This window comes from Dermacoccus sp. SAI-028 (genome assembly GCF_004346775.1).
GTDB classification, from domain to species: Bacteria; Actinomycetota; Actinomycetes; order Actinomycetales; family Dermatophilaceae; genus Dermacoccus; species Dermacoccus nishinomiyaensis.
Genome location: NZ_SMFS01000001.1, coordinates 2,440,048 through 2,454,697, shown reverse-complemented (window position 1 = coordinate 2,454,697; position 14,650 = coordinate 2,440,048). Strand labels below are relative to the sequence as shown.

The following is a 14,650-nucleotide window of genomic DNA, read 5'->3' as shown; positions in this document are numbered from 1 at the left end:
GCGACGTCCGCTCGGTTATGAAGGCGCGGTTTTGCTCCCGCCGACATTAACGGGCCTAGTCTCACCTGCGCTCTGGGGAGCGCACCGCGCGAGTAACGCAACGAGTGCGAAGTGCGCGCAGGTCGCGACATGGTGGAGATCCATGGCGAAGTCCCCGGGTATCCGGCGATCACCGCTCAGGGTCCACATAAAGCGGGGCCAGGCATGCCCGTGGGCGAGCCCGCTGTAGGTGTTCCATAGCCATGCTGCTTCGTCTTGCAGGATCGCTACGTTCTCATCGGTGTGCTCGTCCGGTGCGGCGCTGATCAACGCTTCAGCGATAGCTGCGGTCATGTCGTCAACCGTCGCGCCATCCTTCGTCTCTATCTTCGAAGACCCCAGTGCCTGATGTTGTGCGCGGAAGCTATCCAGAAGTTCCTCAGGGGCCCGCACCCCGGCAAGGCCTTCGAACTGGACGTACCGTTTGAGTCCGCGGATTCCGCTGCCGAGATCTTGGGCGACAACTGCAGCGGCTCGCTCGCTTCGAAGCTCTGGGTCTGATGGCAGCAGGACGTAGACAACCCTCGCAGCTCCGACCAGAGCAGTACGCATGAGGGTCTGAAAGACGATCGGTGAGGTGGGCAGCTCATCAGTCACCAGTCTGGCGATCTGCTGCAGCGATCCGACTGATGCTTCGGCCGCAGAGAACAGCACCTGGTCGAGGCGAAGGGGCCCGTCTGCGAGTCCCTCGTGTAGTCGGTAGAGCTCGGTGGAGGCCGGGACTCGTTCAATGGCATTGAGACGCTCGGCCAGCTCCGTGATGGGATCCTGGATGACAAGGAGAGCCCGGTCGAAGTGGGCGGCTACGGCGGGGTCATCCAGGCCGAAGTCGATCATGTGTTCTCCTGAAGTCGAGCCGTCGAATATCTGAAGCCTAGTCAGCCTGGCGATTACGTGCAGGAGTGAGGACATCCGGATGGACGCGAACGAGACCGTGAGGCACCTGCGGTACTGGATGCAGGATCAAGCGACGTCTGAGCGGCTGGCCGCGCAGTTACTCGCTCAGGCAGGATACGTGGACCTTGATCCCTCGCATCCTATGGGCGGTCCCGATGGCGGCTTCGACGCCGTGGGCAGCAGAGAGGGACAGCGCTGGGGGATGGCTGTCTACTTCCCCCGGGATACTCAATCCTTCAACACCATCAAGGCGAAGTTCACGGACGATGCGGCGAAGATGGCGGCAGCTGACGCGCACGGGATCGCGTTCGTCACGAACCAGCCCATCAAGCTCAAGGAGCGACACAAGCTCACGAAGATCGCCGACGACTTGAGCCTGGATGTCGAGATCTTCCACCTCGACCGAGTCGCGCACATCCTCGACACCCCGGCGATGCAGTCTGTTCGTCGCCAGTTCCTTCCCGTTCAAGACGAGATGTGGCTCGATGATGCTCGCCGGGCGGTGCGTGATGAAGCCTTGCGGGCGGGCGAGCAATGTGAGTTCGACGCCCGTATTCAGATGTTCGTGTGGCCAGTGGCAATAGGGGCGGACGATCCCGTCGGGGTGACGCTCCTTCGAGCTGGGGAGCGGGTGGAAGAGGTTCTCCCGTTCGAGGTTCTTGATCCGTCGCGCCTCGAGAAGGCCGTGCTGATCATCTGCGGACCGGGCGCAGACCCGCAGGAGGCTCTATCAGCCGTACTGGCCATGGGGGAGGGGGCCGGGTGGAAGGCCCAGTGCCAAGGGCCGCTAGAGCGCCCCGTCACGATTGTCGCAGCGTGCACCTACGGAGTTGCGGACGTGACGTCGCATCTTCGCGCTCTGCTTGATTCCGGTTTGGGTGGGACGGGCCGCCCCACGGTGGCGTGGGGAACGATCACGCCGTCGGGCACGTGAGCGAGCGAGTGATCATGTCAGGGTCGATCACGCAGCGTCAGCGAGAAATCCTGGAATCGATCCGCGACGGGTCTGTGCCTGAGGACCCGCCCACCGGATACAGGATCTCAGCACGGGCGTTAGCCAACCGGCGGCTAGTCGCCATCTACGGACACGGCGACGAGTGGTACGTGGAACTGACCGACGCAGGGAGGCACTATCTCGAGACGGGCGACTACCCGGGGGGGTGTCCCTATGGTCTTCGTCAAGCGGCGATCGGTGTGACGGGGCGGCCTGGTTGGTAGGTCGTGCCGTCGCGCAGCATGGCGTACAAGACGTCGCAGCGGCGGCGCGCGAGGCAGATCAGGGCGGCGTTGTGGCGTTTACCTTCAGCTCGTTTGCGGTCGTAGTACGCGCGTGAGGCGGGGTCTTTGAGCGCTGCGAACGCGGCGAGGAAGAACGCTCGTTTGAGGTTCTTGTTGCCCGACCTACTGGGATGCTCACCGCGGATCGAGGTGCCCGAGCGGCGCGTGACGGGCGCAAGCCCGGCGTAGGCCGCCAAGTGCCCTGGTGTGGCGAAAGAGGAGGCGTCGCCGACTTCGAGCAGGATGCGCGCACCGGTCCTGACACCCACGCCGGGCATGGACGTCAGGACCTGGGCAAGAGGGTGCGCATCGAGCATTTCCTCCACCTGCGTCGCTGCCTCCGCGCGCGGCGCGAGCAGGCCGGCGAGTTGATCGGCGAGTTTCGGTAGGACGAGGTCAGCAGCCCGCGTGCCCGGCACCGTGACTGTTTGCTCGTCCAAGGCAGTCATGATCGCGTCGACGAACGCTTGGTACTTGCGGGGCGCGCGGGGCTTCGCGACCGCGAGCAGGCGTCGGCGTCCGGCGGTGCGCAAGCCACTGGGCCCACCGAAGCGGGACAGCAACTCAAGGACCGCCGGGTGGTGCAGGCTCCCGCCGATCGCGCGTTCCAGGGCGGGGTGGATCTGGGTCAGCAGGCCGTGGACGCGGTTGGTGACGCGAGTGGTTTCGGCAGCGAGGTCGTCGTCGAACCCGACGATCACTTCGAGGTCGGCCAGCGCGTCGTCACCGACGTCGACACGGCGTAGCGCGTGGGGCAGGGTGCGTGCGGCATCAGCGATGACGTACGCGTCGCGGGCGTCAGTTTTCGCGTTGCCGGGGTGTAGGTCGGCGATTCGGCGCATCGCAAGGCCGGGCAGGTAGGCGACCTGAATATTCATCGAACGGGCGACGGCCACGGGGAGCGCACCGATCGAGGCGGGCTGGTCGACGACGACGAGGACGTCACCGTGCACACTGAGGTCAGTGAGTAGGTCACGGATGCGTTGCTCGTCTTGCGGCAGCGTCTTGTCGTGCAGTCGTTTTCCTGCTGGATCGAGGGCGCAGGCGTGGTGGTGTTCTTTGCCGACGTCGAGGCCGAGGTAGACCGCGTAGGTGCGGTCGGGTAGTCCGTTCATCAGGGCCCTCCTTCGAGGCGGTGCACGGTGTTCAACCCGTGCTGGCCGCGTGGCGGGCGAGGGGTGCCGGCAGCCACGTTACGAAGAGACCTTCATGCTTGAGGCCGTGTCCCTATGAGCGGTCATCCGACGCCACTAGCGCCCTGCCGGCTTCACCCCCCGGATCATGCGTGCGACAGGGGCAGTCAGTCATACCGGGCCTAGCGGCCAGCATCCCCATCATCGGGGACACGAAGAAGGTAACGGGGCACTTCGGCCCAGCGCAGCATCATGATGCTCGCCGGGTTGCAGCAGCTGCTACGAAGACGAGAAAGCCGCGCGGACGTAGCCAACAGCTGGCGCGCGAGGAGCTGCCCATCGACTCGCCAAGTGGAGCGCGCCGCCGAGGTGGTCGTCCGCGCGGCGACGAACTCTTTCGCGATGGCGACCCTGACCCTCACGACGAGCGGATCCTGATCACGGTGAAGGAAGCAGCCTGGCGATTGAGCCTCACGAAGAACGCCATTCGTGAAGCCGTGCGTTCTGGGGACCTCCAGCGAGTCTTCATCGGGCAGGGCAATACGAACTACCGAATCGTCTATGGCTCCCTGCTGGCCTGGGTCAACGACATGCCGCAGGAACCTGCGCGCAGTTGGTGGTTCTGATGGCGTGGGAAGCCCCCGATGCTCCGCGGCTGCTTATCTCGGCCTCGCGGGTAGCCGCGGAGCTCGACATTCCCGCGTGGAAGGCCTGGGAAGTTTGTTGGTGCTTGGAGAAGCGCTATTACTCAGAAGGCCAAAGCCACTACCGGGTGACCGTTCGGTCCTTAGATTCTCTGCGGGCGTTGTTGGCGCTCGGGCTGACGCTTAGTGACGCACGGACCGTCATGTGGCACTTGAAGCAGGAGGGCCAGTTGCCACCGCCCGAGCTGACGGAACATCAGATTCAGAGCATCATCTGGCTACGGGGACGTCGGCGACGGGACCATGCCATCGGGGGCTAAAGGCAGCATGATTTGGGAGCGACGGGACCTGATTAGTTCGCCTAGGCCTGATGCCGCTTGCCTGGGCGATCCCTTCCCGATGTTGGCGCAACTTGCGAAGACGAAACCGGCGTTTCAGCCCGTTTCAATCGTCTGCGTTGTAGGCGAGCAGATTTCCCCACTCTTCCTCGTACATTTCAAGATCGCCAACTTCGAGGAGGAAAAATTCAGCGAAGTCCTGTGGGCTGTGATGAAAGGAGGGTGCGAGGATCTCCCTAAGATACGGAAACTGAAGTGACGCTTGTGACTGCCAGATCTCGTCAGCAACATGGCAGAGTCGTACGCACACGAGTCGCACAAGTCGATAACAGAAGAGGGAAAAGTTGACTCCTTCATTTGTGTAAGCCGGGAAATGAATGCTTGAATTTGCGAGAAGATTCTCTACCGACAAGCCTTGGTTTCCAAGGGCGGCAGACAAGGCAAACGCGATGTCTTCTTTGGCGTTTGCTGTGGCAACAATTTCATCGGTGAACTCTAGGCTGGGTAAAACTCCAACAATGCCCCTCCATTCTTCATATAATGACTTAGGAGGGGTGGGCGTGCCGAGGTGATCCATGAATTCATATCGGCGCCCACCCATGGCAAATCCTGTGAGAAGGTCTAAAACGAGGGGGTAGGCAGGTTCGTGGAGGATGCTGTCAACTACCTCGCCGTTGTAGTCTTTGCAAGGTTCTGCTCCGCAGTCGATGGTAGATACTTTTTGGAGAAGATCTCCGAGGCTGTGCCCTTGATTGCGTGGCTTAAAAGGCTGGTTTGTTGAGATCGCATTGCAGGCAAGAGTTAACTTTGCCAGACGCTCCAATCCTGTGGTGAAGCGTAATAGAGCCGAATGGAGTGCGTGGCGTCCAGAGTTTCCAGTTTTATCCCACAGGCCGTCCGGCTGACGAACTTCGCACAGCTCCCGCATGCCTGCAATGGCTTCGTTACGCGCGAATTGACTCTCGGATACCCAGTTTTCCCAGTTGTGTGACATCGCCATGCCTTCAGAAGAGGTGCGGACGTGAAGAAGCTAGTTACCCTAGCGTAGCGAATGCCTCCCCCGCCGTGGCGCGCAACCGGGTTTGGTCGCGCCATTTGCTGCCAGGCGCATTGACGCGGGGCCCGCTGCGCTCCGGCAGGCACGAGATGCTCCGCGCGTGTCGAAGTGGGGGGCGGGCGAGCGCGTCGTCGAACGTGGTCCCTTCGAAGAGGTGCGTGGTCCCTTCGAAGAGGTGATCGAGGCGTTCGCCGTCGGGGGAGAGGACTCGGAACGGGTACCAGTAGCTACTGAGGCGGTGTTTCCGAAGTGGGCGAGATCGTCGACGTGGGCTCGTGCGCCGTTCAGGTCGCGAGACTCGAGAAGTCAGCCTGGTCGTGCATCGACAACCAGGGCTTCTCGTATTGCGTCGGCACCGGAGGACCCCTCCATGTGAGGACCGGCCCGGACCTGCAAAGCAGGCGGGCCGGTCATGGTGATCCCAGCCTATAGGACTGGTGTGGTCCGCAGGGCCAGGACTCGGGCTCCGAAGGGTGCGCCACAAGGTGGCTGAAGTGCACAGAAAGTGCACATCAGATGCCGCGGAGCGTCGCTGACAGGTGATCCATCACTTGGAGCGATTTTGGATCAAGCCGCCCGTAATAGGTTGTAGCGCAATGCAATTGGATCGCAGGCTCGAAGGGGCTCGTTTGTGGCAAAATCGGCGACCAAGTTCTCCTGAAGCGGGTGTCGCAGGTTCGAATCCTGCCGGGAGCACCACGGCAGCGGCGCCCCGAGCGAAGTGAGCGGGGTCTCGCTGCGGCTTTACTGGCTCGTCAGATTCGGGAGGCGCGGCGAGCTTGCGAGCTACTACGGCGTCTGCCCTCGAGCACCGGTGGGAACCGTTGTGGCGCAACGGTTCCCACCATGTGTGTTACAAGTTGGGCGTATTGTCGGGCGTCTCGGAGGCGCTGAAGTGAACAAGAATTGTACGCCAGTCAGAAGGCTTGGCCCCCTAGGCCGCCTGAACTGGCCATAAAGACAGTCGCAGCTTCTGCCGTAGTGCGCTTTTCCTCCCGACGAGTCTTTTGCAAGGCACGCGAGTACACGTACTCCGAATGTGCCCGGTCAATGGTGTCAGCGGCCTTGCCTACATCCGTATCGAAGAGATCGCTGCAGGTGTCGAGCGCGACGCTCGGCTCGCATAGCCGAGCATGTTGCACACTTGAAGAGCACTGGCGCCGCTACTGATAGTGATGCTGGCAGCCGTGTGACGCAGCGAATGCGGCGGGAGGTCGGGCAGACTGATCTTGGCTGCGGCGGCATCGAACCATTCACGGCGGACGTTACGGTGCCGCACGATCTATCAGTGGGGGAACGAAAGATGTGGGCCTGGTCAGCGAGGTAGTCGCAGAGGGGCTCCAACAGGTCCACGATGTGGCGAGGAACCCTGATTTTTCGCGGATTCCCGTTCTTGGGTGGCGTCTCGACAAACGTGCCGTTCACCTCGGTGACTGATTATTCTATTTGAAAATCGCGGGTGTGAAAGTGGAGGTCGTGACGCTGGAGACCAGCTAGTTCACCAAAGAAGGCGCCCGTAGCGGCGAGGGTGTGAATCACGGAAGCATCCTAGGGCCACGTTGATCCGCCGAGCGCGACGGCTGGCTTCTCCAGTGCCTGCGCCTGGCCCCATTGCAGGTAACGGCGACGGGTAGGAACTCCGCACCTCCGGACGCGATATCCGCGACGGGGGGATTGGGCGATCCATCTGTCGCGGACGGCAAGTTTAAATGGTCTGAAGCGCCCTGGCGTGACCCACCTTCTGCCCCGTAATGAATGTATCTATGTCTAGACCTCCGCGCAGTTCTGTGTATCGAGGCATAACCCGCCCAAGATGCGCGCGACATCGGTCATACATGAGTGATCATCTGAGGTGGCCCCAGATAACCAGTGCGACGTCACGCTCTTAATTGCGGCGGGGGGCCTAGCCTCTCCGAACTGTAGAGTAGGGGACATCTGAGCCAGACTGGCGCGCCATCATCTCAAGCCAACTGCGGGATGGGGGTGCACCCCAAAGGCGCGCGATATCGGCACTGTTATCACGGAGGCTCGAGACCTCGCTGATCAGTGTCTTGGTTATCCTGAGCTCAGGCCGTCGAAGCCAATCAATCTCTTTCCGGGTCCGGGAAATCGGGTTTAGTTTTCCGATTAGGGGGGACGCGATGCTTGCTGCCTGTGGGTTGCCGGATACGGTTCCAGCTCCCTTAGCCGCAGCCGCGATGACACTATTGGACAAATTGCTAGGTCCGTACGATTTAAGCACATCTTCCAACAAGGCCGCAGCTTCACGCAAAGACCCGTGTGCGCTATCCAGTGAGCGCAAGTAGTCTCGGAAGGGCGTCATTTTAATTCGAAGCTTGACTACCTCATTCCAGACTTCGTCGCGAGAGGAAGCCCTTTTCAATACAAGGCCTAATGCGTTAGGCAATGCGATCGAGGGAAGGTAGTAACTGTCGATGCAGTCCTCTGCCTTAAGGATATCGCCTAAACCAATCTCCTTGAGAAGCGCTTCGGCAACCGGAGCGTAGCGATCTTGTCTTGTGGAGATAAAGTTGGCAACCGGCCGACTGATACTAGAGAAAGGTAGTCGACTCCTAAGATTTCCGCCAAGCTGTCGTTTATTAGATATCGATAGGTTTGCACACTGCAATCGCGTGATATGACTTCAATGTCTCGCTTGACATCCGGGGTGTCATGATCGAATGGGTCAAAGGCGGGTGTCCACCAGTTCGCCGGAAAATAGGGAGTTCGACTAGGGCTGTCGGTTATAGAGTCGAAAGATTTGAAGTCTATGGCGACGTCGGCGTTTACATACTTGAACCACATGGCCTCAAGGATGGAAAGTTCTTCAGGGTTCTGCCTGAAGTGCCGATCCCAGCGCACGGCTATCTCCCACCGAAGATCGCCTCTGAAGAGATCGGGAGTGTGCCCCTGAAAAACAAAATTATTTAACTGTTCGGGTATTTCAAATGATCGAGCATCCAGAATTACTGCGTCATAGAAGACGCATGCATGAACTATAGTGGACAGGTCGAGTAGGCATGTCGGCCATGGAATAGTGGGGCTTGAAATAGCAAATATCGAGCTTGCCAGGCTAGTGCTGTCGGTAAGACATGCAAGATCCTGGTCTGCGACGCCTGCATTGGCTAGTTGTGGTGTTAACGCTGTCAGCCTGGTGAGTTGGCCCCCTTCGGTCGGGGCAGAAATAGTGTTCAAGTCTCCATGAGTTAATCTCTGGAAAATTGAAGCTTCATATTCGCTGGCTTCGGCAGTCTTATGCGTCTCAGAGTTTCTAAAAAAATGGCGACCATTTAATGCGCGCCAAAGTTGATTTGCTCAGATCCAAGATCCCTGCTGATAAGGAATTTATCGCCAATTCCATCGAGTCCCCGCTGACCCTCTTCCTGGTTGATCGAATCGATTGCCCACCTCGCTTGAGAAGAGAGGCCCTTCCATCTTTCATGGCCCTGGCGGAGCGAGGCGAATCGCTCCAGGGGCTCCGTGGATCCGGGGTCGCGTACTAGTGCGAGGATATTTATTACCGATTCGGCGACTGCCGCCGACTCGTCGAAGAGCGCCTTTTCTACTTGCCTCATTTGGTAGGGTAAAAAATTTTCTGGTTGTACCGCCGCTTGTCGCAGTATCTCGTCAGCCGCGTATATTCTAAACCTATAGTCTTTGACTAGCGCAGCGCCTGTGTGGTCCAGTTCGAGCGAATTTTCTAAAGCCGCTGGAGCGTCAACTGTTTTGCAGTACACTGCTCCTCGACTAAGGGCTATCAACAATTCATCTAGATCCCTTTGTGCGGGTGATCGAGAATATTCCTCGCGCATGGATGAGAGTTGTCTATCCCAAAAATCCCACAAATCATTATCAATGCGCACGTCGACTCCTTCGGTCCATGGCCTTATTTGACCTTACGGGGCACGACGGAGTTCTGGAAGGCGGAGCGCCCCTAGAACTACCCGGCCAGGACGTTGGTAACAGCCCGGCGGGGTTGAACAAAAGAGAACCCTTGAGTGGGATGTGGCTTGTCTAAGGCCCACGACCCGCACGGAGGTTTTCGTGTCCCACCGTAACGTGCGATGTGACGCGCAAGTGGGGGGGCGCGGGGCTCAGGCCGTCACAAACCCTTCGTACTCGCGGTGTCGGGCATGCCCTGCGGGCGGGTGCGCTTGAGTTCGTAGAACGATGAGACGCTGACGAGGCCGACGAGTGAATCCCACAGGCGCAGGGCGTCGTCCTTGCTCGGCAGCTCCTGCAGCACCGGGCCGTAGAAGCCGCGGCGCTCACCGTCGTCGGAGACGAAGACGATCGTCGGCACGCCCGTGTCGTCACCGACGGCCTCGAGAGCCGAGTCGATCGACGCCTGCAGCCCCGCATCGAGCGACGTGTCGTCAGCCGCCTTCGCCAACTCTGCCGGCAGCCCGGCGGCGGCGAGAACGTCGGCGATCATCGCGTCGTCGTACTCCTCGTGATCGAGGTGGAAACGTCGCCCGAACGCCGAGTACAGGTCGATGACGCTCGCGCCGTGCTGCTCCGCGGCCGCCGTGATGACGCGCAGCACGCGGTGCGACGAGTGGTGCATCGCACCGTGCTCAGTCACGGCGTCATCGGCGCCGCCCAGCTCGTCGTTCTTCATCGCCAGGCTGAACGGACGCCATGTGACGTCGATGTCCCGCTCCGCGCTCACCTCGAGAAGGAACCGGCTCGTGATCCAGCAGAACGGGCAACTCGGGTCGTAGAAGAATTCGATGCGCTCCATGACACGACGGTAGCAAGGCACACCGTCGCGCGATCGTCAGTGCGAGACCCACGCCCCGATCGTCGGGTGCCACTGCGCGATGCGCCGCTGGGTGACGAGACCCGCCGTGACGAGCGGGTCACCGTCGAGCAGCGCCTCCGCGTCGGCGACGCTGCTCGCACGAAGGACGAGAATGCCGTCACCGAGATCACCGTCGAGCACCTGGCCCGACGCGAGCAGTACGCCGTCGGCGTCGAGCCGCTGGAAGAACGCATAGCGCTCCGGACGCAGACGCGCCAACGCGGCGGCGTCGGGGCGGTAGGTGTACGTCACGACGTACTCGTCGTTCCTGCGGCACGCGGAGGACGCCGCATCACGCCACGGTGTGCCTGCAGCGGCGATCCTGCTCGAGTGCGGGCGGGCCGGTCTCGTCGGCGGGCAGGAGGATCGGATCGCCTCCATCGCCGCGCGTCTGGCGGTCTGAGCGGCGCGCGCCGCGGCGGGCGCTCAGACCGCCAGGAAGTCGAGCAGGATGCGGTTGAACTCCTCGGCGTGGCTGACGGCGAGGCCGTGCGGGGTGCCTTCGATGATCTGGACGCGGCTGCCCTCGATGGCCTCGTGCGTGCGCTTGCCGGAGCCTTCGAACGGCACGATCGTGTCGCTGTCGCCGTGCACGACGAGCACCGGGACGATGACGGCGCCAAGGTCGCCACGGAAGTCCGTGGTCCCGAACGCGTCCATGCAGGTCAGTGCCGCGTTCTGGTCCGACTGCAACACCATCGCGATCGCATCCTGACGCTGTTCCTCGCTCACCTTCAACGTGCTCGTCAGACCGCCGAGTTTCGGCGTCGAGAAGAACGTCGTCGCGAAGTCGTCGAAGAACGCCTCGCGATCCGCCTCCAGCCCCTCGCGCATCTGCGTCGCCGTCTTCTCGTCGAGCGGGCCGTCGGGGTTGTCGTCGGTCTTCGCCATGTACGGCGGCACGGCGCCGGCGAAGACGACGGAGTGGATGCGGTCGGCGCCGAAGCGCGACATGTACCGTGCTACCTCGCCGCCACCCATCGAGAAACCGACAAGGGTGACGTCGCGCAGGTCGAGCGCCTCGAGCAGGCCGTGCAGGTCGCCGGCCAGGGTGTCGTAGTCGTAGCCGCCGGCGGGCTTCGCGGACTCCCCGAACCCGCGGCGGTCGTACGTCACGACGCGGTAGTGCGGCGCGAGTGCCTCGACCTGCGCCGACCACGACTGCCCGCTGAGCGGCCATCCGTGGATGAGAACGACGGGGCGGCCCTGGCCGCTCTCCTCGACATTGAGTTCGATCGGGCCGGTGTCGCTCGTGATCGTCGTGAGTGCCATGAGGTGTTCCTCTCGTGATCCGGCTGCGGCAGCGAAACTGCCTTTGCCCCAACGTATCCAGCATGCGTCCGTCCTGTCAGGCCCCCGTGGGCGTCCTCGCCCACTCGGCTGGCCTGAGGTCCAGTGCCAGGCCGCAGTCGTGGCGGGGCGGCATACTCAACAGGGTGATGGCGCGTCCGCGGCTGCGACCCGTGCCGAAGACAGCCGACGACCCGAGAAGCCAGGAGGCGCTCATGCCCGACGACGGCAAGGCGTACACCCGCGACACGCAGTACATCGAAGACCGCATTCTCGACGACCCCGACGCGCGGTGGCCCGTGGAGCCGGGGCGGTACCGTCTCGTCGCCGCCCGCGCGTGCCCGTGGGCGAACCGCGCCATCATCGTCCGGCGCCTGCTCGGGCTCGAGGACGTCATCTCGATGGGGTTGTGCGGCCCGACGCACGACGAGAACTCGTGGACGTTCGACCTCGACCCCGGCGGGCTCGACCCCGTCCTGCGCATCCCGCGCCTCAAGGACGCCTATGAGGCGCGCTTACCCGGCTATCCGAGGGGCATCACGGTGCCGGCGATCGTCGACGAGCGCAGCGGCGAGGTCGTGACCAACGACTTCGCACAGATCACCGAGGACTTCGCGACGCAGTGGACGCGCCACCACCGCGCCGGCGCCCCCGACCTGTGGCCGCAGGAACTGCGCGAGGAGATGGACGCCGTCAACAAGCGCGTCTACACCGAGGTGAACAACGGCGTCTATCGTTGCGGCTTCGCGGGGGATCAGCAGGCCTACGACGCCGCCTACGAGCGGCTGTTCACCGCCCTCGACTGGCTCGAGGAGCGTCTCGCCACGCGCCGCTACCTCGTCGGCGACGCGATCACCGAATCCGACGTGCGCCTGTTCACGACGCTCGCGCGATTCGACGCTGTCTACCACGGTCACTTCAAGTGCAATCGCCGCAAGCTCACCGAGATGCCGAACCTCTGGGGTTACGCGCGCGACCTGTTCACGACGCCCGGATTCGGCGACACGATCGACTTCACCCAGATCAAGCAGCACTACTACCTCGTGCACCGCGACCTCAACCCCAAGGGCATCATCCCCGACGGTCCCGACCTGAGCGTCTGGGCCGAACCGCACGATCGAGCGCGTCTCGGCGGCACCCCGTTCGGTGACGGCACCGCGCCCGGCGCGATCCCCGAGGCCGAACGCGTGCCGACGAGCGCCAACCCCCTCGTCGGGACCGACGGTCTCGTCCACTGACGCGCGTGCCGACGGGTGGCGCGGGGGAGTGGCGCGTTGTCGGTGGCAGGGCATAGCGTCAACGGTGTGGATCAGGTAACTCTCGTTCTCGTGCGTCATGGCCAGTCGGAGGGCAACGTCGCAGCGGAGGCGGCGCTGCGCGATGACCTCGAGCGCATCGACGTGCCCGCGCGCGACCCCGACATCGAACTGAGCGAACTCGGCCGCCGACAAGCCGCCGCCGTCGGCACGTGGCTCGCGAAACAGCCCGCCGACGATCAGCCGGACGTCACGTGGACGAGCCCGTATCGACGCGCGCGTCAGACGGGCCAGATCGCGCTCGACGAGGCGTCGCTCGAACTGCCCGTCCTCGTCGACGAGCGTTTGCGCGACCGCGACATGGGTGTCACCGACATGCTCACCGGGCGCGGCATCCGCGACGCCTACCCCGAGGAGGCGAAGCGCCGCGAATGGATCGGCAAGTTCTACTACCGCCCCTCCGGCGGCGAATCCTGGGCCGACGTCGCCGCCCGCGTCCGCGCCGTCATGGCCGATCTGCGCCTGCGCGCCGCGGGCAAGACGGTGCTCGTCACGGCGCACGACGTCGTCAACCTCATGTTCTGCTACGTCGCCGAGGGCATGGACGAGGACGCCGTCATGGAGCGCGCCCGCACGAACGGACTGCGCAACGCCGCGATCTGCCGCCTCGTCAGCGACGACGAATCGCCGACCGGCTGGCGCCTGCTCGACTACAACCTCGACGAACACCTGCGCGACTCGGGCATCGCCGTCACCGATCAACCGGGCGCGGCCGGCGACATCGACGCACATGGTTCGGCGCAGCGCGACGAGAAGCGCGAGTCCGACGACAACGCGTCGAACGCCGGCGAGAATGAGACGTCCGCATGAGCGTCGAGCGCCCCGAGATCCCCGACGTCGCACGCGGCGGTGACGCCACGTCGCCGACGACGGTGACGCCCAACCTGCTGCGCAGCTGGCCGCTGCCCGAGCCGACCGGCACGAAGTACAGCCGCGGCCAGTGCCTCGTCATCGGCGGCGATCGCTCGACGCCTGGCGCGGCGATGCTGGCCGGGCAGGCGGCACTGCGCGTCGGGCTCGCGCAGGCCCTCGTGTGGGGCAAGCACGTCCATGCTGCGGCTGGTGATGTGCTCGCGGCCGAACACGGGCGCGTCGGCTTCCTCGCCGGTGAGATCCCGCCCCGCCTGCCCATGGCACTCGCCACCCTGCGCGGTGACTGACGCCCGGGCCCTGGCCGCGAAACTCGTTGCCGCGCACGGTGAGACGTTCGCCGAACGCGCCGGTGTGAGACTCGTCGACGAACCCGCGACGCTGTGGCAGCTGCTCGTCGTCGCACAGTTGCTGTCGGCTCGCATCCGCGCCGAGGCGGCCCTCGCGAGCGCGCGCGAGCTGTTCGCGATCGGCTGCACGACACCGTCGGGCACCCGTGCGACGTCGTGGCAGCAACGCGTCGACGCCCTCGGCCGCGGCGGCTACCGGCGCTACGACTTCTCGACGTCGACGCGTCTCGGCAAGAACGCCGAGACGATCCGCGAGCGATGGGACGACGACCTGCGGCGTCTGCGCGACGAAGCGGGCGCTGACCCGAAACGGATCGTGAAGCTGCTGCAGGAGTTCGACGGCATCGGCCCGACGGGCGCGGGCATCGTCGTGCGCGAGGTGCAGTCGACGTGGCACCTGAGAGAACCCTTCGCCGACACGCTGACGGTCAAGGGCGCCCGGCTGGCGGGGTTACCCACCGACGCCGCAGCCCTGGCCGACCTCGTCGCCCCTGACGAGCGCGCCGCCCTCGCCGCGGCACTCGTCGTCGTCGCTCGACAGCCGGGTGTGCTCGACGAGCTCGGCTGAGGGCGCGGGCTCGGCCGACGCGTCGTTTTCGATCGCCTCAGCGAGGTCGGCGCAAGCGCCCGCCAC

The 14,650-nt window shown here is 63.4% G+C and carries 13 protein-coding genes and 1 pseudogene; 7 read left to right on the top strand and 7 right to left on the bottom strand.

All coding sequences use genetic code 11. The features are described 5' to 3' along the window. Positions 1 to 15: 15 nt before the first annotated feature. Positions 16 to 876 carry a hypothetical protein gene (locus EDC82_RS11155; RefSeq protein WP_062257319.1) on the bottom strand — a complete coding sequence of 287 codons (861 nt, stop codon included), beginning with the start codon at positions 874 to 876 and terminating at the stop codon, positions 16 to 18. A gap of 79 nt (positions 877 to 955) precedes the next feature. On the opposite strand from EDC82_RS11155, the gene EDC82_RS11150 reads away from it, so the two are divergent. After that, positions 956 to 1,870: a hypothetical protein gene (locus tag EDC82_RS11150; RefSeq protein WP_062257316.1), complete on the top strand. Its 915-nt coding sequence runs from the start codon at positions 956 to 958 to the stop codon at positions 1,868 to 1,870. Positions 1,871 to 2,114: 244 nt separating this feature from the next. On the opposite strand, the gene EDC82_RS11145 is transcribed toward EDC82_RS11150, so the two are convergent. Continuing rightward, complete coding sequence (locus EDC82_RS11145) at positions 2,115 to 3,329, bottom strand: IS110 family transposase (RefSeq protein WP_131941576.1); 1,215 nt, start codon at positions 3,327 to 3,329, stop codon at positions 2,115 to 2,117. 461 nt (positions 3,330 to 3,790) lie between these two features. Here EDC82_RS11145 and EDC82_RS14995 point away from each other — a divergent pair, with 461 nt between their 5' ends. Continuing rightward, positions 3,791 to 3,973: a hypothetical protein gene (locus EDC82_RS14995; RefSeq protein WP_231729453.1), complete on the top strand. Its 183-nt coding sequence runs from the start codon at positions 3,791 to 3,793 to the stop codon at positions 3,971 to 3,973. A 462-nt stretch (positions 3,974 to 4,435) separates the two neighbouring features. On the opposite strand, the gene EDC82_RS11135 is transcribed toward EDC82_RS14995, so the two are convergent. The 4 genes from EDC82_RS11135 to EDC82_RS11120 all read right to left on the bottom strand — a co-directional run bounded on the left by EDC82_RS11135 (position 4,436) and on the right by EDC82_RS11120 (position 10,442). Next, on the bottom strand, positions 4,436 to 5,329 hold the full coding sequence (locus EDC82_RS11135) for a hypothetical protein (RefSeq protein ID WP_144708552.1): 894 nt from the start codon (positions 5,327 to 5,329) through the stop codon (positions 4,436 to 4,438). A gap of 3,347 nt (positions 5,330 to 8,676) precedes the next feature. Continuing rightward, positions 8,677 to 9,249: a hypothetical protein gene (locus EDC82_RS14590; RefSeq protein ID WP_160126241.1), complete on the bottom strand. Its 573-nt coding sequence runs from the start codon at positions 9,247 to 9,249 to the stop codon at positions 8,677 to 8,679. Positions 9,250 to 9,488: 239 nt separating this feature from the next. Continuing rightward, positions 9,489 to 10,130: a DsbA family protein gene (locus EDC82_RS11125; protein WP_062257307.1), complete on the bottom strand. Its 642-nt coding sequence runs from the start codon at positions 10,128 to 10,130 to the stop codon at positions 9,489 to 9,491. A gap of 36 nt (positions 10,131 to 10,166) precedes the next feature. After that, positions 10,167 to 10,442, bottom strand: coding sequence for a YciI family protein (locus tag EDC82_RS11120; RefSeq protein ID WP_062257305.1), 276 nt, complete (start codon positions 10,440 to 10,442; stop codon positions 10,167 to 10,169). Between EDC82_RS11120 and EDC82_RS14585 the strand changes: the two genes are divergently transcribed. Next, entirely contained in the window at positions 10,432 to 10,593 is a 162-nt protein-coding gene (locus EDC82_RS14585; RefSeq protein WP_160126240.1) for a hypothetical protein, read from the top strand. The genes EDC82_RS11120 and EDC82_RS14585 overlap by 11 nt on opposite strands. Before the next feature lie 23 nt (positions 10,594 to 10,616). On the opposite strand, the gene EDC82_RS11115 is transcribed toward EDC82_RS14585, so the two are convergent. Next, positions 10,617 to 11,462, bottom strand: a complete 846-nt coding sequence (locus tag EDC82_RS11115) for an alpha/beta fold hydrolase (protein ID WP_131941572.1) — start codon at positions 11,460 to 11,462, stop codon at positions 10,617 to 10,619. A gap of 233 nt (positions 11,463 to 11,695) precedes the next feature. Here EDC82_RS11115 and EDC82_RS11110 point away from each other — a divergent pair, with 233 nt between their 5' ends. The 4 genes and pseudogenes from EDC82_RS11110 to EDC82_RS11095 all read left to right on the top strand — a co-directional run bounded on the left by EDC82_RS11110 (position 11,696) and on the right by EDC82_RS11095 (position 14,584). Then, positions 11,696 to 12,718: a glutathione S-transferase family protein gene (locus EDC82_RS11110; protein WP_131942073.1), complete on the top strand. Its 1,023-nt coding sequence runs from the start codon at positions 11,696 to 11,698 to the stop codon at positions 12,716 to 12,718. Positions 12,719 to 12,784: 66 nt separating this feature from the next. Beyond that, positions 12,785 to 13,606 (top strand): histidine phosphatase family protein, encoded by an 822-nt coding sequence (locus EDC82_RS11105; protein WP_235006207.1) that lies wholly within the window; start codon positions 12,785 to 12,787, stop codon positions 13,604 to 13,606. Further along, positions 13,603 to 13,812: pseudogene (locus tag EDC82_RS11100) on the top strand (hypothetical protein); the annotation flags it as partial. The gene EDC82_RS11105 and the pseudogene EDC82_RS11100, both read left to right, overlap by 4 nt. A 136-nt stretch (positions 13,813 to 13,948) precedes the next feature. Next, positions 13,949 to 14,584 (top strand): endonuclease, encoded by a 636-nt coding sequence (locus tag EDC82_RS11095; RefSeq protein WP_131941568.1) that lies wholly within the window; start codon positions 13,949 to 13,951, stop codon positions 14,582 to 14,584. Positions 14,585 to 14,650: the final 66 nt, after the last annotated feature.